13 protein-coding genes are annotated in these 20,206 nt (G+C 65.4%); 4 read left to right on the forward strand and 9 right to left on the reverse strand.

Features of this window, described 5'->3' with window-relative positions; all coding sequences use genetic code 11:
- Positions 1-40: 40 nt before the first annotated feature.
- Entirely contained in the window at positions 41-4,615 is a 4,575-nt protein-coding gene (locus VMV28_06675; GenBank protein ID HUZ80281.1) for a protease pro-enzyme activation domain-containing protein, read from the reverse strand.
- A 601-nt stretch (positions 4,616-5,216) separates the two neighbouring features.
- Here VMV28_06675 and VMV28_06680 point away from each other — a divergent pair.
- Together VMV28_06680 and VMV28_06685 are read left to right on the forward strand one after the other, a co-directional pair.
- A complete protein-coding gene (locus tag VMV28_06680; GenBank protein ID HUZ80282.1) occupies positions 5,217-5,771 on the forward strand; it encodes a hypothetical protein in 555 nt (184 codons plus the stop codon).
- The gene (locus tag VMV28_06685) at positions 5,768-6,052 is read left to right on the forward strand and encodes a winged helix-turn-helix domain-containing protein (protein HUZ80283.1); all 285 of its coding nucleotides are present in this window, start codon (positions 5,768-5,770) and stop codon (positions 6,050-6,052) included. The genes VMV28_06680 and VMV28_06685 overlap by 4 nt, the downstream gene beginning before the upstream one ends.
- A 585-nt stretch (positions 6,053-6,637) precedes the next feature.
- Here VMV28_06685 and VMV28_06690 read toward each other — a convergent pair.
- The 4 genes from VMV28_06690 to VMV28_06705 form a co-directional block, all read right to left on the reverse strand.
- Complete coding sequence (locus tag VMV28_06690) at positions 6,638-10,921, reverse strand: hypothetical protein (GenBank protein HUZ80284.1); 4,284 nt, start codon at positions 10,919-10,921, stop codon at positions 6,638-6,640.
- A gap of 391 nt (positions 10,922-11,312) precedes the next feature.
- Positions 11,313-12,068: an acylphosphatase gene (locus tag VMV28_06695; protein ID HUZ80285.1), complete on the reverse strand. Its 756-nt coding sequence runs from the start codon at positions 12,066-12,068 to the stop codon at positions 11,313-11,315.
- A gap of 106 nt (positions 12,069-12,174) precedes the next feature.
- Entirely contained in the window at positions 12,175-12,603 is a 429-nt protein-coding gene (locus tag VMV28_06700) for a RusA family crossover junction endodeoxyribonuclease (protein HUZ80286.1), read from the reverse strand.
- Positions 12,600-12,941 carry a hypothetical protein gene (locus VMV28_06705; GenBank protein ID HUZ80287.1) on the reverse strand — a complete coding sequence of 114 codons (342 nt, stop codon included), beginning with the start codon at positions 12,939-12,941 and terminating at the stop codon, positions 12,600-12,602. Before VMV28_06705 ends, VMV28_06700 begins: the two co-directional genes overlap by 4 nt.
- Positions 12,942-13,822: 881 nt before the next feature.
- On the opposite strand from VMV28_06705, the gene VMV28_06710 reads away from it, so the two are divergent.
- The gene (locus VMV28_06710) at positions 13,823-14,989 is read left to right on the forward strand and encodes a hypothetical protein (GenBank protein HUZ80288.1); all 1,167 of its coding nucleotides are present in this window, start codon (positions 13,823-13,825) and stop codon (positions 14,987-14,989) included.
- Positions 14,990-15,194: 205 nt separating this feature from the next.
- Here VMV28_06710 and VMV28_06715 read toward each other — a convergent pair whose 3' ends face one another.
- From VMV28_06715 to VMV28_06725, 3 genes are all read right to left on the reverse strand, one after another.
- A complete protein-coding gene (locus VMV28_06715; GenBank protein HUZ80289.1) occupies positions 15,195-16,496 on the reverse strand; it encodes a transposase in 1,302 nt (433 codons plus the stop codon).
- Positions 16,497-16,808: 312 nt separating this feature from the next.
- A complete protein-coding gene (locus tag VMV28_06720) occupies positions 16,809-17,030 on the reverse strand; it encodes a type II toxin-antitoxin system HicA family toxin (GenBank protein HUZ80290.1) in 222 nt (73 codons plus the stop codon).
- Positions 17,031-17,258, reverse strand: a complete 228-nt coding sequence (locus tag VMV28_06725) for a type II toxin-antitoxin system HicB family antitoxin (GenBank protein HUZ80291.1) — start codon at positions 17,256-17,258, stop codon at positions 17,031-17,033.
- Between the two features lie 639 nt (positions 17,259-17,897).
- Between VMV28_06725 and VMV28_06730 the strand changes: the two genes are divergently transcribed.
- A complete protein-coding gene (locus tag VMV28_06730) occupies positions 17,898-19,268 on the forward strand; it encodes an IS66 family transposase (GenBank protein HUZ80292.1) in 1,371 nt (456 codons plus the stop codon).
- A gap of 751 nt (positions 19,269-20,019) precedes the next feature.
- Here the strand turns inward: VMV28_06730 and VMV28_06735 are convergent.
- Positions 20,020-20,206, reverse strand: a 187-nt coding sequence (locus VMV28_06735; protein HUZ80293.1) for a hypothetical protein, incomplete at its 5' end; no start/stop codon positions are given.

A 20,206-nucleotide genomic window follows, 5' to 3' on the forward strand; every position in this document is an offset into this window, starting at 1 on the left:
TGACCCTGAGCAGGGGGCCCCGACTTGCTGGGGGAGGATCTCACCCGCTTCCAGGACGGCGCCGGAGCGCCCAGATCGCCACGAGCGCCAGCCCTACGATCACTGCGGCGAGAATGTAGTAACCGGTATTGCCGGAGAACCCTAGGAACCTGCTCGGGGTGGCCGACGATGGGTTCGCTACGACGTTCGAGCCCTGCACGGCAACGGTCCCCTGGCTCGCAAGAGACGGGTTTCCGGGGACCACGATCGAGTAGGAGTACGTCCCATTCGGCGCTCGGATGGTCAGCGAACCCGTCGAGGCGGTGCGAACGATGCTCGGGCCCGTCGTCGAGTTCAGGTAGACGGTCCAGGAGCCACCCGCCGGCATTCCCGAAGGACGGTTGAAGGTGATCTCGAACGTGCCCACAAACGCGATCGACGCTCCGACAGCCGCCCCCGCCACCCTCACGGTGCCGCCCGGGCTCGTTGCGTTGTACATCGCGCCGGTCGCCGCCGTGTAGGCGAATGTGCCGTTCGGCTCGGCGAGAGTGACAACGTCAGTCGTCGAGCCATAGGAGGGGCCACTCGTGACGTTCACGTACCACAGGGTTCCGGAAGGCAGGCCGAACTCGGTGAAGGTCACCGCATAAGTGAACTCGCTGAACGCGAGGGCCGCGTAGCTCACCGCCGACCCATTCACCGTGACCGATCCGGCGTAGGGCATGCTCGGCTGATGCCACCCGGGGACGCCTCCGATCGAGTAGGAGTACGTACCGTTCGGCTCGGTGAACGCGAGGGAGGACGTCGTCGAGGTGACCGTCGCTCCGTTCAACGTCACGGACCAGGAGGTCCCCGAGGGGAGCCCCGTCTGCGAGAAGGTCACCGAGTACGTCAACTGGGTGAACTCCAGCGCCGGTTCGGTCACGGCCCCTCCGGCCACCGTCACGGAACCCGCGTACGGAAGCGTCGCTTGGTGCCAGCCCGAAACGTCCCCGATGGAATACGACACTGTCCCGTTGGGCTCGGCGAACGTGAGGGTGGTGGCCGTAGACGCCTCCGTTACCCCGTTCAATGTCACCGACCAGGAGATCCCCGACGTCAGCCCGGCCTCCAGGAAGGTGACCGCGTACGTCGCGGGCCCGAAGGCGAGCGTCGGCTCGGTCACGACCGTTCCGTCCACGGTCACCGATCCGGTGTAGGGAAGGGCGGACTGGTGCCACCCGGGGACATCTGCGATGGAGTACGGGATGGTTCCGTTCGGCTCGGTGAAGGTGAGGGTCGAGGTCGTGGACGCTTGCGTCGCCCCGTTCAACGTCACCGACCAGGACGTACCCGACGGGAGGCCCGTCTCCGTGAACACGACGGAGTACTCCACGATGGTGAACTGCACGCTCACCGAAACCGGCGCCCCATTCACGGTCACCTGCCCGTGGTACTGGGTCGAGTACCCTGGAATGGCCGTGATGGAGTAGGAGTACTGGCCGTTCGGTTCGTTGAAGGTGATCGAGCTCGTCACCGAGCTTTCGAGACTACCGCCGAGGGTCACCGACCATGAGGCTCCCGACGGTAGACCCGTCTCGGTGAGTGTCACCGCGTACGTCGACTCGGCGGAGAACGTGATCGGTTGGCTATAGTCTCCTCCGCTCACGCTTATACTGCCCGCGGACGGGCTCGCCGTATATCCTGGGACCGCGCCCACGGTATAGGGGTAGCTTCCGTTCGTGAGCCCCCCGAACACGATGGTGGTCGCCGTCGCGCTTTCGGTGGCCCCGTTCAACGTCACCGACCAGGAGGTCCCCGACGGGAGCCCCGTCTCCGTGAAGCTCACGGAGTACGTCGCGCCGGTCGGGGGCTGGTAGGAGAGGACCCCCTGGGTCGTGCTGGCGGACAGGATGCCGAGGCTCCAGTTCTGCCCGGACTGCTGCGTCCACGCGAGGTTCGCCGCGGCCTCTCCGGTCTGGTCCACGTTCCCCCCGAACGACTTCGTCGCCGCTGGAATGAACTTCGAGCTACCGTAGGGAAGCACCCGGGCCGTGAGGTTCCCCGACGTGGGGTGCGCGAACACCCCGGTCGCCAACGACGGTCCCCCCACGAGTCCGAACTGCGGCGATAGGCCGCCGGGCACCTGGTTGTTCGGGTACGGACCGTTGGTATAGTTCACTCCCTGCCACGAGTAATTGTACCCGAGGCTCCCGATGATGTAGGCCGCGCCGGGAACAGGCAGCGTCACCGTGTTCGCCCCCACGGAGAACGTGACATACTGGGCATTGAACCCGGCCGGCGATTGGAGAACGGTCTTCACGTCGAAGTTCGAGGGGAGGGAGACGTACTGTCCCGACGGGAAGTTGTATTCGTAGATCGTATCGCTGGGGTAGAGCCCGTAGAACGGGTAGACGACCCAGCCGGAATCGGTCATCGCCCAGCCGCGGGACGTGTTCGTGATGTAGATCACGTTCTGGATCCAGTATATCGGAGCGCCGAGGCTGTTCGCGAGAAAGAAGTTCTGCTGGATCGACGCGTTGAACTGGGTGTTGACCCCGCCGCCCGAGAAGTAGGACGTGACCCCGAGGTTGCTCAGGCTGAGGTAGTCCTCGACTCCGGAGAGCCGGCCGTACACACCGGCGGACGGGACGCTCAGGAAGTACATCGTGTAATTGTACGCGTCGAGCGAGCCCCAGCCGGTAACGAGGTCGTAGCCGGCCAGGGCTTTGTAGACATAGTTCGCGCCGGTCGTGACGTCGAGAAGTGGCAGCGTCGGGAGGGGTGAAACATAGCTTCCGGTTACGTCGTATCCCGTCGTCGCGGTCGAGGTGAGCGGGGCGAACTCCATGTTTGCGAGTGCGTACAGCTGTGGATTGAGGAAGCCGAGCGCGGCATTCCCGTGGGCCGCGAGAACGTGATCGATCTCGGCGACGAGTCCCGCGGTCAGGGGGGAGGCGATGCTGGTCCCCCACGACGCATCGAACCGTCCACCATGTGTCGCATTCCAGGCTTGGTATTGGTAGCCATCGAGATTGATGGTAATCAGGGTGTTGTTGGCGATTGCCGCAATGTCCGGAACGCCGCGACCCGCCCCGCCGATCACGGCGTTGGCCGAAGTGGCCAATTGCCATGAGGGCTCGGGAAAGACCGTCGATATCCCGCCCGTGCTCCCGGCGGGTCCTCCATCGGTCGTGTCCGCCGCGCTGATGTTCCACGCCACTTGGCTCGCGAGCTGGAGGCTCGGATTCAACGTGACGGTCGTTCCGCCCACGGCCGTTACACCGAAGGTATTGTACGCCATCGACGAGGGGAACTCTACGGTGGTCCCCGACCATTTGGAGCTCGCGGGGTTGTCCGCCGCGTCTCCGCTCGATGCGAGCACCGAGATGCCCCGGGCTTGCGCCTCCTCCAGGTACCCCATCCACGTCGTGTCGTTCGTGTCGGACCCGCCCCAGGAGTTCGTGATCACGTTGACGTTGGCGAGACCCGGTGTATGGGTCGGGTTGAGGATGTAACTGAACGCGGCGTCGAGGTTGGCGAATGAGGCCGTGGGTCCATAGACATTGTAGATGGAGGCGCCGGGCGCGGTGCTCCCGACCATTTCGAGGTCGAGCGTGTTCTCCACGTTCGCCCCGGTAGCATCGTAGCTCGCGCTCGCTCCCGGCGGGAGCGCACCGTACAGCGGAACTCCATTGACGCTCGCGTGAGGCTGCGCTGCCGGCAGCGTCTCGTTGAAGAAATCGGAGATGTCCGAGGGGACGTACGGGCCGACGGCGGCTCCGGAGGCATCGGTCCCGGCCCACAGGATCGTCGCAACGACCGCGTTCGTGGGGTAGCCGGAATCCTGGAAGAGCGAGAGTTCATCGTAAGCCACCTGGAAGTCCGGGGCGTACTCGTATTGGACTCCGTTGACCGTGGCCGGCTGGAGGTAGACAGCCGTGGAGACCCGGGGAGCCGCATGGGTCCCCGCCGCGCTCCGGACCACGGCGGAGGAGGAGTCGGTGTGGATGAGGAGGGAGGAATACGTGCTGAGACCCTCGACGCTCGAAATGGCGGAAGCGAGCTCGCTCGGAAGCTCCGGAACCCCCGTCGGGGCGACGTAGGTCTGGCCACGGAGTGCGAACTGTTCAACGCTCGTGTGGAAGATCTCCTGGATCTGAGCCGGGGTGGCCATGAAGGTGAGGGTCAGCCGATCGGCGGACGTCCGCAGACTCCCCACGCCGAACGACTGGAAGTAGGCGTCCGCCGCCGCGTACGCCGTCGCATTCCCACCGTACATGGCGTCGAACGCGGAGGCGGTCAGGTACCGGTGATAGAGGGAGGAGGTCGGGTCCGAAAGAGAGCGGAGGAACTGGGCCAGATGCGGCGAGTGCTGGATGGGAAACGACACGACGATGAGGAGCGAGGAAACCGACGGAGGTCCAATCGCGATCGCGCCCGAGAGGCCCAGCCCGGGCTCGGGGTCTCGGACGGAGGAGAGCGGCGACGAGCGCAACGCGTCAACGCTCCACGCAGCGGCCCCAACGGAAGTAGACGACGTAGTACTCGGGAGGTGCGACTGGGGCAGGCCCGCAGGGCCGGCGACCACGAGGATGGTGCTCGCGATCAGCAGTAGGGTCAGCGCGACCGCTCCGGTGGGGCCAGATAGCTTCAACCTGTTCACAGTCCGAACAGCAATCAACGGCATCTCCCCCTCGACCGGCGGTCGGTCTGTGCCGGCGGTGGGTCCTATGCCTGGCTCGATATGAACCCTCCCCCCGGGCTAGAGAGGGGCCCGTTCCCGTTGGGGCGCATCGGGGTGGAGGCCCGCGCGGCGGTACCTGCCTGCCCAGGGGGCCGGATAGGTGACGGACCTCTCTCTGAGTCGCAACCGCAAGGGGCCCCTCGGCCCTGGTCCCCGTCCTTGACCAACGGGCGAGCTACGACTTCCCGGCTCACCCGGACCTTGAGAAAATGCACCCTCGGGATTGACCGCCTATCGGCGAAATGGTCGGCCGGTGTCCGTGACCGGAGCCGATTCGATGACCGGAACGGAACGCGGTGAGTTCCGCGGGTCCGATGGAAGACGCCCGAACGGACGGGATCTCGCTCGGGCCATGGGCCCGGAGATGCTCACCGAAGGGAAGCCTGCCACGGAAGGCGGCCAAGAGATCGGAGGCCGCCCCACGGCGTCGGGAGCGTTCTACGACGAGCCAGGGGGCCGTGGGGAACCATCGCTCCCCAGACCCCAAATACTGCCGTTCGCTCTGTGAATGGTGCCCGACCTCGTCCTCCTTTCCCTTGCCGTAGCGGGGTTGGCGATCTCGGCGTTCGCTACCGTCCTGCTCCTTTCGGCCTTTCGGCTCGTGGGCCGGTTCTTCTCGATCACCGCCGTCTACCTGCTGTTCACGCTGACGTTCCTCGCGGCCATCCTCGGCTCCTTCTACGGGTGGGTGTATCTGTTCGCGGCCCTCTTCGAAGTCGCCGCGCTCTTTCTGGTGTTCTACCAGAACCTCCGGCGGGAGTTCCTATCGTCCGCGGCGGGGCTGACCGGCGTCGTGTTCGCCCCCGCCGAGGCGATCGCCTACGTGCTGGCGCTGTACTTTCTCGTCTACAGCTCGATCGTCATCGTCCGGGAGCGGCGGCGGGCGCCCGATTCCCGCTATGTCTTCGCGGCATTCCTGGTCCTCGTCGCCTCCGTCCTGTTCGCTATCCTGAGCATCATGGGGGTGGGTTCGTTCAGCGCAGCGCTCGCCTACGGTCTTCTGGACGTCGGCGTCGTCCTGTTCTTCCTGCCTCTGTTCCGCCTGCGCCATGCACTCACACCATGAGGAGCTACCGGACCGAGATCGCGATTCTGCTCGAGATCCTTCGGGCGATGGATGCCGGCGAGGTAACGCTAGCGCGGCTCTCCCATACGGTCAATGTACCGTATCGCCGGCTCGAGGAGTATGCCGATGAACTCTGTCGTCGCAAGCTGGCCGAAGAGGTGCCGGGCGATGAAGGCTCGGACCGGGCGACCCGTTTTCGCGTCACAGACGAGGGCCGGAAGTTCATGACCGAGGCCCGGCAGTTCGAGTGGTTCCTTCACTCGTACGGAATTCAACTGTGACATTCTCCCACGAACGAGTGGAGGCATCCTCTCCGACCTCTTCCTGCCCTACGTGGGGTCGAGCGCGCTTTCCGTCTCGTCAACCGCATCCGTCGCCCCCTCTGCATTGAAATCAGGATCGAGCTGCTGCAGATGCAGCTCCTCACCTCCTGGATGACTTGGATAAGTACGCCCACGAGGCCTACATCGCCGCGTTCAGGTAACGGTCCAGCTCGGGAGACCGCAGGGCAGGTGGGGAGGACTCTCTGGGGGGGGGTCGGCAAGCCTCTCGGGCGGGGAGCGGGTCTGGGGGTGGCTCTTGGAGGGGGCTCGAGGTCGAGACCCGAGTGAGCACACCCCCCTCAATGCAGATGGAAAGAGTCGGCGCACCAGACCGCCGCCCAAGCACTGCGGGAGCGAGGAACGCCACCCTGGCATACGCAGGTAGTCACGCAGAGCGCACCAGGGACTCCCACGATACGTGCACCGGGTTGGGAAGGGCCCGACACCAACGATCTGACTCGACGACACTTAACCCGGACTCGACTTCAAGAAGAAAAAGGGAAGAAGGAAAGGGTTGGGTGATGGCCCCCCGCGGGGACCCTCCTAGGGCGTCTTAGGTGCCTCGTACGCCTTCGGCGGTTCCGCCGGAGGGCGCCGCTGTCCGAGTCGGGTCAGGAGCACTGCCGCCAAGGCCAGCGTGATGATGACCAAGACGATCACCACGTAGAGCAGGACCATCGCCGTGTTCAGGTTCGAGGACGTCGCCGAGCTGTTCACACTCGCCTGGAGGGTTCCGAGGTTCGTCTGAATCGTGGCGATACCGTTGCTGATCGACGTCACATTGCCGGTCAGAGTCCCGAGGTCCGTCTGGATCGTAGCGACACCGTGGCTGATCGACGTTACCGTCGTCCCGATCGAGGCCAGCGAAGCCGACATCGTCCCGAGGGTCGAGGTGATCGTGGCGAGCGTGCCGGTCACGGACGTCAACTGGGCCCCGATCGCGGTGAGGCTCACCTGGATCTGACCAACATCGGTCGTCAGCGTCGCTACTCCGCTCGCGATCGACGCGACGTTCGCGTTCAGCGCGGTGAGCGTCGTGTCCACCTGACCGAGCGTGGTGTTCAGGATGATCACGTTGTTCGACACGGTCGTCACCGTCGCCCCGATCGCGGAGAGAGCTGCCGTCACGGTGCCGAGCGTGGTGGTGATGCTGACGATCCCGTTCTCGATGTTCGCGATCCCGGCAGCGTTGGCGCTGACGGTCGCGTTGATCGCCTTAAGGGTCGTCGTCATCGTCCCGAACGAGGTCGTGATCTCCGCCACCAAGCCGTTGATGGCTACCACCGACGCGTTCAGCTCCGCCAAGGGCACCTTCATCGCCGTCGTCACGCCCGCGCTCACCTCAGAAACGATCGTCGCGACCTGGCCCGGGGTGATCCCCGTGATCAGCGCACCGTTCCCCGAAACAAGCGTGGTCGGATAGGTGAGCGCAAAGAGCTGCGCGCTCCTGTAGCTGTTGACCACCTGGGTGCCCGCGTACGTGTAGGTGGCGATCGAACTGAGGGCGACCCCGGCGGTAGCCGATGGCCCCATCACCCCGATCGTGTACTCATACCCGCCCCTCGTTATGCCATTGAGCGCCACCGAGACGATCGAATAGCCCGTAGTGGCCGTGCTCACTGCAACGCCCGTCACACCCGTGAAGGTCCCGGGGAAGACGAAGGCTGTCGTGAGTGTGACGTACGTGACCACATTGACCACGGTCGTGATGCTGGGGGTGGCGGCCACCGGCGAGGTCACGCCCGAGAGGCTCGTGGTGGTCGTGGTGGTCGTAACCGGAGTGATGCTGTACGACACGAACCAGTAGTTGCCCGGCATCCCGTTCGGCATCACGAAGGTGACGCTGATGGTGGTAGCGGGTCCCACCAGTGGGGCGACGTCATAGCTCGCGAACGCGGAGCCGTTCAGGTAAGCCGTCACGATGTAGAACGATACACCCGCCACAACGAAAGGTGTCAGCGATACCGCGATCGACTGTCCCGGGAACGCGTAGGCGGGAGCCAATTGCGCGACCTCCACCGTGACAAAGAGCGTTGTGGACGTAGCCGTGCTGGACGCTGCTGCCACATCGAGGTAGTACGTCCCGGTCGTGAGCGAGGCCGGCAGAGATACCGACACGCCTGCTCCCAGGTCTCCGGCCCCGTCCGTGGTGAACGTGCTGATGAAGTCAGCCGGTGCGAACGTCGCGGACGCGGTGAGGTAGACGTTGTAGACCGTGTCCGGTAGGAGGGAGTTCGCGAAGATCCCCACGCTGCTTCCCGCGGGAGCCGACACACCGTTGTAGCCCAGGTAGTCCGTCGCCGGTGCGCCCCCGTTGTCAAGGAATGACGATACGTCGAGCGCGACCGCCGGGATCGTCTCATAGTACCAGCTCGCGCCGGTGATCGTCGCACCGGACGTCAGGCTGAACTGGACGAGATACGGAATCCCTCCGAGAGCTGCCGCGAGCGATACGAAGACCGCTTGGCCGCCGTTCGCGTCCGTGGTGGCAGCCGTCGTCCCGGACATCCCGTAGACGGTAATCGCGACCGAGGTCGTTGCGGGGAAGTTGTAGAGGTCGAACTCCATGCCGTACCCGATGTCGTTCCCCAAGCCCAGGTTGGGATAGCCCGTGAACGGATTCGCCGCGGTTCCCGAGCCACCGACGATAGTGCTCATAGCCGCGCTGAACACCACGGTTGCCCCGGTGGCGCCAGCCGTGCTGACGATGAACTCGTAGTCCGTAAAGAGAGCGGTCTTCGCCGAGCTCTCCAGGGCCAGCGTGTGCACGCCGTTCGTTACCAAAGCGGGGATCACGAATACAACGGTCGCACTGCCGGCGACGGGGTAGCTCGCCACGGGCGTGAAGGTGGTGTGGGTCGTCGAGAGCACGACCACCGTCCCGTCGATGTAGAACGAGAACGGCGCGGTAAACGGAGCCGTCTCGGGCGTGATCGGTGCGTCGCTGGGAACGAGCTTCGAGACGGACGCGGTAATCCTGTCTCCCGGTGCGCTGGAGAACACGCCTGAGCCGGTCCAGCTTACCACGGCGCCGCCGACCGCGTAGTATGTGGCAGTGTCCGCAGTCGGTGCGACGGTGATCGTCTTAGGCGTGCCGGTGGCAACCGAGGCATGGTACGAGAGCGGATACGTGATCGTCAGCACGCCGATGCCGTTCGTCTGGAACTGCGTCGGACTGATGACACTCCCGTTCGAGATTGTCACCAGGGGGATTCCGTAGTAGGAATAGTAGGCAAGAGCGTGGAGGAGCCCACTATCCGTGATGCCCTCGGCCGTATACGGGCCGACAGCGTTCACGGAAACCGTCACCATCGATCCAGCGGCCGCGTACTCGCCGTTCAGCAGCGAGCCACTCGAGTCCGTAATCGCGACCGTCAGCAGGACGGTGAAGGACGCCGAGGCGCTGTAGCCACCGCCCGCCGCGCTCACCAGGTAGACGCCACCCGGGACCATCGGCACGACCGTCGTCAGCTGTGCGAAGCCGTTTGCGTCCGTGCTCAGTGTGAAGATCGACGAGTCGAAGTAGATCGAAACCGTCCCCGATGCCTGGAAGCCGTACACTGTCACCAGGAGGGGATCGCCTACGGTTCCCGTCGTCGAGGATGTAATCTCATCGAGCAACACCAGGTGCGGGAGGTGGCCCGGGATCGATACATAGACCGCGGCGGTGAACGTATCCGTAGCCGCGGGGGCGGTGGGTGTAATCACGACGTTCACCGGGCCGTAGGCAACGATCTTGGCGCTGAGGGTCGCCGTCACGGTGAAGCCACCGCTTGCGGAGACCGGGACCACAGCGTGGTACGTGGTGATGCCCCCGATGGTAATCGATGGCACCGGAAGGGCGGGGGTGGAGGCGGCAATCGACTGGCCTGCCACGAAGCCTGTCCCGGTGATTGTGAAGATCGAGCCCGAGGCACCCTGGGTGCTTCCGGGAGAGATCGAGATCGCCGGCTCGACGTTCATCGTCGAGTCGGCCGTGATGCCCCCGCTCGGGAACGATACCGATGCCGCGTTCGTCTCCTGGGCGACAATCGCGTAGGAGCTAATGACTGGACTATAGGGCGCGGCACCCGTTGCCTGCGTGCCGCTCAGGGCAGGAACGTTGAAGGACGCCGTCGCCGGAAGGTTTCCCGCTGCCGTCGCCGTGAAGGTTGCGAGCACCGGGGCTCCTGTTACCGGAGACCCACCGAGGGTTGCAGGCGCTTGGTTGAGGTAGAGCGTGACCGTCGCCCCCGCGTCCCAGCCGGTCCCTGAAACCGCATCGGCCGAGCCGACGGTAGTGGGCGTGGTGACGACGAGCGTTGGCGCCGCGGCCGTCACTGTGATCGGCACAGCGGCGGTGTACGTCGCGGTAGGCGCGGAAACACAGCCAGCGTGGTCAGTGACGGCGATGTAGTAGGAGCCAGTCGCGGTCACGACGGCGCCGCCACCAGACAGCGGGACGGCGGCGTTCGTGAACGTGGTGCCGGCGAGGGAAACCTGATAGGTTCCAACCTGCGCAACTGCGCCGGCGAAACCGATAGTGGCGCTGACACAGAAGTAGACAAGCGCGTTCCCTGTGAAGGTTGCTCCGCTAGCGGTTACGACCGTCGAAGCGAGCCCGCCAGCAAACGTGAATACATTGGGGTTCGCGGTCAATGTGAACGGAGCCGTAGTGGGAGGAGCCACTCCTGGCGCCGCGTAGGCTTGAGCTCCGTGAGCTCCTGCGGTCGATGACGCCACCGCGGGCGCCGCCGCAACCGCCACTAGCGCCACCGACAACACCATCAGCGCCGCTACAATCACTGTCAGGACAAGCCCGCCCGTCGTCTTTCCGTTGTTCGTCATCGCTTTCTGTCCCGGCAAGGCCGAGTACTGAGAGGACCGAGTTCGGCCCTGGTATTTAAAACATAGGAACGATTCGTCATAACGAGAGCCGGGCGTAGTCGTCGGACCGACCGGTGGCCCGCCGACACGCGCTCGGGTGGAGAGGCGGTCTCGCCGGGCTCAACGCCCCGGCCATGATGGAGGCGTCGGTCGCTGCCAAGCTCACGCGGCCATTGATCTCGGACGACGACACGAACTCGCCTGGCTCGGAGCATGTCCCGGGCTCTGCCCCGACGAGCGCGCGGAGCCGACCCGCCGCCTCGGCGAGCCGTTCCCCCGGCCGCGGGTGGTCGGAGAGACGAACGAGCGATCGGCGTCGGTCGCTCGCGGGATCGGAGCGGCGCCGAGCGGACTACGCCTTTCGCCCCTTCCTTCCCGGGGCTCGCGACGACGATGCGCGGGAAGCCGACATCGCGGCCCGGTGCGTCTCCTTAGCTAGGAGCAGCAGCGCCTTCGACAGCTTCTCCAGATTCTTGTCGATCCGCAACAGGGTCTTGCCGATGCTTCCGTAGGAGCGGTCCACCCGATCGAACCGTACGCTCATGTCCTCGTGCATCCGGTTGAGGCTCTTCTCCAAGCGTCGGTTCCCGTCCCGAACCTCCGCCCCGACGCCGCGGACCTCGGCCCGGACGCCCCGGACCTCCGCCCCGACACCTTGCACCTCCCGACCGACCCGATCCACCTTCTCTCCCACTTTACGCGTCTCGGCCAGGGTTTCCCTGCCGAGCGACTCCAAGGACCCCAGCCGGGTGTCCATCGAGCCCAGCACACGATTCCCCTGCTCCATCCGCTCCAAGGTTTCGATCGGCAGGCTCCCCCTCCCCACCTCGAAGTCGGTCAGGCCCGGGTCCGGCGGAAGCTCCTCCACCCGCATCACTTCCTTCGGGCGGCTGCGGCCCTCCGAGCCGCTGACGGCCTTGCGGAACTCCTCCAACGTCTCCGGGGGACCCTGGACGACGATCTCGACCCGGTGCGGGTCGTTCTCGTCGTTCACCACGGAGCCGACCAAGCCGCGCTGCTCGGCCTGGTCGCGGACCCGTTCCCGGTAGCCCACCAACTGGACGAGCCCGCGCGCCTCCAGCCGCCACCGTGTGAGTGCTTCCGTCATGCGCCCATGCTCCACACGGGGACCTTCCCATATAATCCTACGCCGGGCAGGACACCTATGTCGGCACACGAAGGTCGACGTCCAATCGCCTCGACCCGCGGCCCGCTCAAGCCTCGGCCTCCTCGTCTTCCTGCGTGACCCGCTCGACCCAGACGATCACGCCCGGCGCCCCGTAATCCTTCTCGGCCTCGAGACGCACCACCTGCGAGTCGTCCCTCCACACGATCCCCGTCAGGCCGTCCAAGCAAGCCCGGCAGAGTTTGTCGAGGTCCGGCCGTCGGGCCGGCCACATCCGCACCTTCTTTGGCGCGCTCTTCGGCTTCGGCACTCGGAACGTCAGCGTCACGGCCAGCGGATCCTCCCATAGGCTCGTCGGCGCGTACTGCTGGGCCACGTCGGAGACGAGGCGCCGCCACACCGCGAGCCCCCGGTTCGCCGACGTGATGTGGACCTTCCCGTCGGCGACGAACCCCCGCGCACTCCCTTGGGGCGCCGGGACCCCCCGAACCTCGAAGGCGATCATATTCACGCTCACGACTTCACCGGGCCCCTTCTCAGCCACTCGCGGACTTCCCCGACAGCCGCCAGTGCCTCCTGTGCCTTGAGCACCAAGCTCTCCCTCAGGCGCTCCGTGAACTTCGCATCCGTCTCGCCATCGGCTGCGTACAGCGCGACCTCGGCGCGCAGCGATTCGTACTCCGCCAGACGAAGCGTGAACCCGATCCTCGCCCAGTCCCTTCCCGCCTCGGGCCCCGGCTCGCCGGAGTTCCCCCCGGCGAGAGTGAAAGGCTGCAGTTGTTCGGGAGACGACTCCGTCGCATGTTGGGGCCGCGGATCGGTTCTCCGTACTGGCTCCGGGGCCGGCTTCGTCATGGGATGGGGCTCAACCTCCCTGTCGGGTCGAGCCGGCCTTGAGCAAGACCCTGCGTGGCGAAATCGCCTCGATTCTCGGTCCCATTCAAGCGTGCGGATCGGCGTTCCGGCTGGCAGGATTCCAGCGCAGCCGGAGCACCGCAGGTCCTTGCGGAGCCTCTCGTCGCGCCCTTCGGCCGTGTTCGGCGCTATCCTCTGTCCCGCTTCGTGTCCCCCGATGGCTCCTGTACCTGTCGACATCACGTTCCCTCGGTCTACGGTAGCCGGTTCGGCGGTGCACCCGGCATAGTCCTTCCGAGGCACGACTCATGCGCGTCTTCCCTACTCAGAGCCACAGCGGCACGTGCGGAGGAGTGACCGACCCTCGCGCCAGCTCTTGGCCGCTACGGTCCACCGCCCCCAGGCGTGCGTCCTTCCCAGGACCGAAACGGAAACAGCGCGAGCCGGCTCGCCGTCGCCCCTTCGGCGTATCCGGGATCGCCAATACGGTGCATCTCGTTCGGCCAAACGTATGGACGAGCGAGGTCGGACCTGCCTCTCGGGTACCCGGGGATCAATCCCCTACGAAATCGCGTTGGAATCCGCTATGCGATTGACCCCCGAAACCAATCTCGGATTATCGTGGGTAGAGGGTATCGCTGCGGGCGCGACACCGCCCTTATTGGCCCCGAAGGCGGTTGTGTTGAGAGGAACCGATGGGGAGGCTCAGCAAGCAGCGCGAACGGGTCGTCGAAGAGCGAATGCGAGCGCACGCCGTGCGCGGCGCAGACCTTACGATCGCGGGTTATGCGCGAGCCGCGGGGGTCGGGTGGGAGACGGCGCGCGGGAAAATCAGGGCCCTTCAACTTCCCGTCCCTTCAGTGGCGGTACGGAGCACGAGCATGAGCACACCAGCCCGCAAGACCGTTCAGCCGACCTTCGGAGCATCCGAGCGAGAAGAGGGGCCGCGGCAGACCACGCTCGGCGAGCCCGTTCCCGAGGGCGGCCCCATCACCATCACCCCGGAGGCGTATCGGAAGGCCTACGAGGAAGCTCGCGCCGCCGGCCCGGAGACGCCGGTACGCATCACGGTCCCGGCATCCCTTCTCGGAACCTCTCGGCCCGTGGAATCGCCGGTGAGCGCCCCTCCGACCAACCCGCGGGCCCTCGCGGCGGAAGGCGCCAAACTCCCGCCCCCGAAGCCAACAACCGGCACTCCGGTCCCTCCCGAGCTTGCCCGTTCGACTGCACCTCCCGTGGTTACACGATACAGCTACGAGGGACTGTTGTACGGCGACGGGCCCTCGCTCCCTGATCCCGACGTCCTGCTCGGATTGGGCGCATTCGACTGGGGTCGCCAAGTAGAGAATCCACTGTCCGGGATCCAGGCGTACATCGCTCACGCACCCCGGGGCATGTCAGAGGAGGTCACCGAACCCGTGGCACGCTTGCTCGCGACCTATTCTTCCATCCGGTCCCGCCCCTTGCCGAGAGCGCCGGAAGGAAACCTGCCCTCTCCCGCCGTCCTTGCGCTCGTGGCCGACGAGGTCCGCGGAGATGTCCTAGACCTGAACGATTTTTGCGTAGTGTGCGCGCGCACGGCGCGATGCCCGCTACCGCCATTTCTTCCCTCGGAGCCGGGGCTCGAAGACCTCGGCCCCCTAATCGAGGACATCAGGCCCCTGATGCACCCCGGGGACGCCCGTCGCCGCTTGAACAAGATCCCGTTCGCACTGGCTCTCTTCTCCGCCGATAGCGAGTGCGTGGCGGGCCGTCTCAAGGAGGGTTTCGAGGGTGCGCTTCTTCTCCCCTACGTTCGGGAGGCGATTGCTAAGGTGATTCTTGAGGCGAACGGAAGAACGGTGGAACGTGTGTTTAGGCGAGTGCTCCGGCGGTATGAGGACGAGCGCCACGCCTGGTACATGTCACCGAAGCCGGGGGGGCCACCCCCGTTCCGCCTACCGGACTTGTTGCGCACACGGATCGAACAGGCCGCCGCCGCCTCGGGAATGACGGTAGAGGAGTACATTCGAGCGCGGGTTCGAGCAGACTCGTTGCCGGACCGCTAGGCTCGTCGCTACGCATCGCCAGTTACGGGGGCCACGAAACCAGAGCGTTAGAAAGTCGGAATAGCGCGACAGTGGGCTTTCGCACAATCCGGCCCCCTCACCCGACCGGGGTGGGGGCTGAACCCTATCGTGTGAGCGACAGTGCCTCCACCAGGGGCCTGACGATTTCGTGAAGTCGCGGTTCTCCCCCGCACTTCGAGGAAACCTACTCCCTCCAGAGCTCCCGCCTCAGTGCCGACACCGCGTCCAGGAACGACGGACGCACCTTCTTCGGATACCACGGCAGCTTCGGCAGCACCGGCGTGGGCCCTTGGGTCTGGAGATACCAGACCCAGATCGCGCTGTACATCCAGAACGCCAGCGAGGCCGCCCGCTCTGGGCCCTTTCCCCTCCATGTCTGCGGCTCCTCGCCGCCCAGGCTCTGCTTGGAACTCCTCAGCGTGCCTTCGATCGGCCACCTCCCGTGGTAATGGCCGATCACCGCCCCGGCACTCAGGGTGAGGTCGGTGGTGAACAGGAAGTCGTCCTTCTCGTGCTCGGTCGGGTCGCGGCTGACCACCACCTGAATAAGGTCCGTCCCGCAGACGTGGTACCAGAGCACCTTACGGGAAAGCAGGAGCCGTTCCTCCAGCCGCCCCCGTCGGTCCACGACCGCCTTCTCCCATCCCTGCTGGGCCTGTGCGGCCCACGCTGCCAAGGAGGGGAGCCGCTCCCCTTTCTTCCTCGGCCGACCTATCTGCCCAGGGAGGTGGGGCGAGGGGAGGGCGTAGAGCGCCGCGTCCCGACGAATCCGCGAGGTGACCTCGGTACGGGGGAGCTCCCACCCCGCCAGCGGAGCGTAGGCCCCGTCGGCGATGAGGTGGAACTCGCGATCCGGAAACCGCTCGGCGAGCCGATGGATGGACTGCGCCGAGAGGTCCAAGAGGGTGGGGCCGCCCTTCCGGTGGAGGCGGACGGCGAGGGGAAGGGCCAACGGCTCGCCGCCCCACGGGAGCTTCACGCGCAGCGCGAGGACAACAAGGTTGAGTCCTCGGTCGTAGACGACGGAGTTCGCGGAGGAGCGGACGGTGTCGCGGAAGATGCCGGCACCCTCGATCTTCCGTCCCCGTCGGTGGAAGAGGGTGTCGTCGAGGAGGAGGGCGATGCGACCGTCCGGGGCGAAGTGACGAATCAGGAGCGTGGCGGTGAGGTCCCAGAGTTCGTCGACGGACCACACCGCGGCCCGCACGAGGCGGTGGTAGGCATCGTGGGGCCGTCGGTAGACGAGACCCCCGCCGCGCATCATTCCCGTGACGGTACGACGGGCGGGGCAGAGGACCCAGGCGGTGAGGAGTTCCCCGAAGATCGAGAAGGTAGGGGCGGTGAAGAGTGAGGCGAACAGCGCGAGGAGGCCCGTCCACGCTTCAGTGGTCGGGCGGTGGGTCCGCTGGACCGGCGCGTTCTTGAGGAGAGATCGCTCCGTTAGGATTGCAGCCGCAAGGCTGCCCCCGATGGCGTTGGGCTTCACACCATTGCGTCTCGGGGTTACTATCCATCGATGAGGCTCCACTCGCAGGAGTGGGACGTCTCGGGAGGCTCAGTTCACCGGACCGCCAGGACAGGCCAAAATGTGCGAAACTGCACTTCCACCGACTGTTCCATTACTCGTATCTCGCATGGGCCGGATGGGCGGAAGGTGAGTCTTCGCGCGACGAGACTGGGTAACGAGATTCAGTGCGGTGCCGCCCTTTGTGGATTCGGCGGTCCATGAGTGCGGGTCTCGAGGGGGAGCTCCGGCCCGTCAATCAATCGCGATATACCACACCTCGGCCCACGAAGGTCAGAGAAGACGCCTCAGGTCACCAGGAGCGATGCCGGCCTCGCGGAGAATCGCCCTCAGCGTTCCCCGGGAGATCTCCGGATGCATGGGAACGGAAACCGGACGTGCGACACCCGGCATGCGCACGTAGACATGGCTTCCCTTCTGGTGGAGGGCGATACCGCCGGCTCGAACGAGCGCCTGCAGGACTTCCCGCCCGCTCAAACGAGGCAGGCTGGGCATCTACGCCGGAAGGAGTTCGAACCGCACGCGCAGAGCATTCGCAGGAGCCGGGGCAGGAGGAACGCCACCCTCCTTGGCTAAGGTCTCGAGGTATCCTTCGAGGGCCTCCGCGAAATTCCTCCGAGCCTCTTCGAGCGTCTTCCCCTGTGAAATACACCCGGGAAGTTCCTCCGATTGCGCTACGAAGAAACCCCCCTCGTCCCGCCAGATCCTGGCCGTAAATGCCATCTCACGAGAAAGAGTGCGCCCACCTATAACCGTTCCTCGGGGGACGACCTTGAGTCAACGAGGGGTCGTGTTCCAAAGTCGGTTGGTCAACGACCACCGATTTCAATCGGTGGCTTGCACTACCAATTTCCGTCCAGGGGTTGGTTCCCCAGAAAACGCCGTCTTACCGACGGTACGGAGCGCCATGGGCCGGTCGACTTCGGGGTTCCAATCCCTACCCGCACGGGCGGGAAGCGGCCCGACTCGGAGGGAGGCATCAAAGGTGTTTCCGCCCCGTCCTTGCGGACGCGAGGCCCCCCGAGTCTGGTGCGTATGCCCGTCGGTTCCCAATCTTCAACCGTTGCTCCCTTGCGGGAGTGCCTTACCCCTTGCGGGGTGTTCGGGGGCGGGCGCACCCTGCGCCGAGCGTGCTCGTTCCCATCGGAGGGGAACTCGCTCGGCTGTATGCCGGGGCCATCGCTCCGGGAAACAAGTAGGTGTCGGCGCTCCTCCCCCCATTGAAATGGGGGGTCTCCGCGCCGAGAGGGTTCTATGGTACGTGTTCAGCTTCCCCGGTAGCCTGACGGGCTGAGCGCGCTGATTCTCCTCCAGCGCAAAGTGGAAATCCGGGTTCGTTCGCTCCTTCGGAGCGAGGAACTCGTGGCCGCTATTCTGGCTCCGTTGCGCCTGACCCCGGAGAATGAAAACGATCAGATCGTCGTTTCCAAGAAGGGACTCCGAGAGCTGGAGCGTCAGGCGGAGGAATGGGCTCGCGAGAACGAGCGACTGCGGAGAGAGAATGCGGAGCTCCGTCGGCGCTTGCAGGTCCACGAGAATCCGAACGTCCCTCCGAGCGTGCGGAACCACTCACCAGGCTACTCCCGGACGCGTCCCCTCGTTCCGTCCGACGAGCGCAAGAAGCCGGGGCCGAAGCCCGGCCACGAAGGAGTCACCCGCCCGCCGCTGACCCCGGACCAGCGGGTGGCCCTCACCGCCTCCCGCTGCGGGAAGTGCCGTAGCGAACACCTTCGGTTCCGAGGCACCGAGACTCGGCAGGAAGTGGAGGTGGTCCGGAAGCGGGTGGTGACGGAATACGAGCAGGCCGTCTACGACTGTCTGGACTGCGGAGCCGAGGTTCGTTCGACGCTCCCGGACGGACGGGAGCCGGCCGGGTATGGCCCGCTGCTCCAGACGGAGATCGTGCTGGGGAAGATCGAGGAGCGGCTTCCGTATCGGAAGCTCGAGGAACGGTTGGAGCGCGAGGGCATCCCGGGGTGCCCGGCCACGATCCAGGCGGTCGTCTGGGGGGCGAGCGATAAGCTCCGAGGGGAGGAGGCGACAATCCTCCAGCGCCTCCGGGCCTCGCCGTGGGTCCACGCCGACGAGTCCGCGTATCGCATCGATGGCCGAAAGGTGTGGATCTGGGTCTTTTGCACCGAGGCGGATCTCTTGTTGGTGATTCGACCGAGTCGGGGGCGGGAGGTGGTCGAGGAGGTGTTGGGGAAGGACTACACCGGCCAGATTGTCTGCGATGGGTGGAAGAGCTACATCGGCTGGGTCTTGCAGCGGTGTTGGGCGCATCTGCTGCGGTATGCGAAGGCCGGGGCGGAGGAGAGCGCGGAGGGGAAGGAGTTGTATGGGGCGCTCTGCGCGTTGCATGCGGAACTGACGGAGAGGGTGAAGGAGGTCTCCCGACGAACGTTGGCGTGGAGGCTTCGGAAGGGCGAGCGGGTCCTGCAAGGACTGCTGGATCGGTACGGGGAGAGCGAGGCGCCGGGGCTGGCGAAGGTGATGACGTATCTGCGGAACGGGATGCCGTGGTGGCTGACGTTCCTCAAGCACCCGGGGATGGAGGCGACGAACAACCGCGGCGAAAGGGGTCTTCGGGAAGCGATCGTCATCCGGAAGATCATTGGGACATTGCGGAACTGGAAGGGGGCGAAGGCGCTGGCCCGACTCCTGAGCGTGCTCGGGACATGGAAGTTGCGTGGAGAGAATCCGGCGACGCAGCTCTACGCGACGCTCAGTTGACCGGCCGCCCCGTCAGGGGCTGAACACATACGGGATTTTAATGTCCGACATAGCCCGTCTGTGATTTTATTGATTCCAGTGTGATTTCAATCCAGTGGCAGGCCGCAGTCCTGCGCTCGACCTGCCCCGATCCAGGGCACAGCCTGCCAGCTACGCCCTGTCTGGCGACGAAAGGCAGAAGGCTTCGCGGCTGTTTGTCCGGGGCAATGTGGCCGACACCTGACGCCCACGGATCCAAGCGCCTCAGGGCCGCGTCCTCCCGGCTCGCCGCGGAGACCGCGCCCAGCGGCCGAACGGACTGCCAGATTGAGAAGGCTCTGGCATTCATCCGCAGAGGCAGGGTCGATGAGAGCCCAATGCCGACGCCGTGTGGCGCGGGGCCGCTGAAACCAGTGCGGATTGGGGCAACTCCCGAGCCGGAGGACTTGCACGCTGGACGCCCAGTTCCTTCGACCTTTTCGACGTTCGCGCTGTGTCAGAAACACCGCCGGGAGCATACGATTCGAGAGGCGAAGCTGGAACCCTAGGTGTCTTGGGGGAACCCAGGGAAGCTGTACTCGTCCTGTCGGACCCGACCCGCCTCCACCGTAGCCTTCACTTGGGCAGGACACCTCGATGTCCGGGGTCAGCAGGCATGTTGGGGGGTCGAGCTCAACCACTTTCCGCGAGTGGGACTTCCGCCATCCATCTTTAGCGATAGAGGGGCATTTTAGCCACAGCGTCATTGCGAGTCGCTCGGCGCTCGGTTCGGTTACGTCGTCTTCACGTCTACGGGAGGAGGTTGGTTGGGCGACTCGGCAGCGCTTGGCTCAAACTCCTTTCTCGGAAAGATGATCGGGGTGGGCACGATGCCCGGCATCTTAGCGGCGCGGGAGAGCATCGAGAGGGGAATCATGACATCCTCCCCCAACCCCCCCTCCACCAGCATCATGAACTCC

The sequence above is a fragment of the Thermoplasmata archaeon genome (assembly GCA_035532555.1).
Lineage (GTDB): Archaea > Thermoplasmatota > Thermoplasmata > Lutacidiplasmatales > UBA184 > Lutacidiplasma.

What these genes read in the sequence shown, in the direction of transcription:
- VMV28_06685 (HUZ80283.1), top strand. Translation starts at nt 5,768, where the DNA reads ATGAGGAGCTACCGGACCGAGATCGCGATTCTGCTCGAGATCCTTCGG.
- VMV28_06690 (HUZ80284.1), bottom strand. Translation starts at nt 10,921, where the DNA reads ATGACGAACAACGGAAAGACGACGGGCGGGCTTGTCCTGACAGTGATT.
- VMV28_06695 (HUZ80285.1), bottom strand. Translation starts at nt 12,068, where the DNA reads ATGACGGAAGCACTCACACGGTGGCGGCTGGAGGCGCGCGGGCTCGTC.
- VMV28_06705 (HUZ80287.1), bottom strand. Translation starts at nt 12,941, where the DNA reads ATGACGAAGCCGGCCCCGGAGCCAGTACGGAGAACCGATCCGCGGCCC.
- VMV28_06710 (HUZ80288.1), top strand. Translation starts at nt 13,823, where the DNA reads ATGAGCACACCAGCCCGCAAGACCGTTCAGCCGACCTTCGGAGCATCC.
- VMV28_06720 (HUZ80290.1), bottom strand. Translation starts at nt 17,030, where the DNA reads ATGCCCAGCCTGCCTCGTTTGAGCGGGCGGGAAGTCCTGCAGGCGCTC.
- VMV28_06725 (HUZ80291.1), bottom strand. Translation starts at nt 17,258, where the DNA reads ATGGCATTTACGGCCAGGATCTGGCGGGACGAGGGGGGTTTCTTCGTA.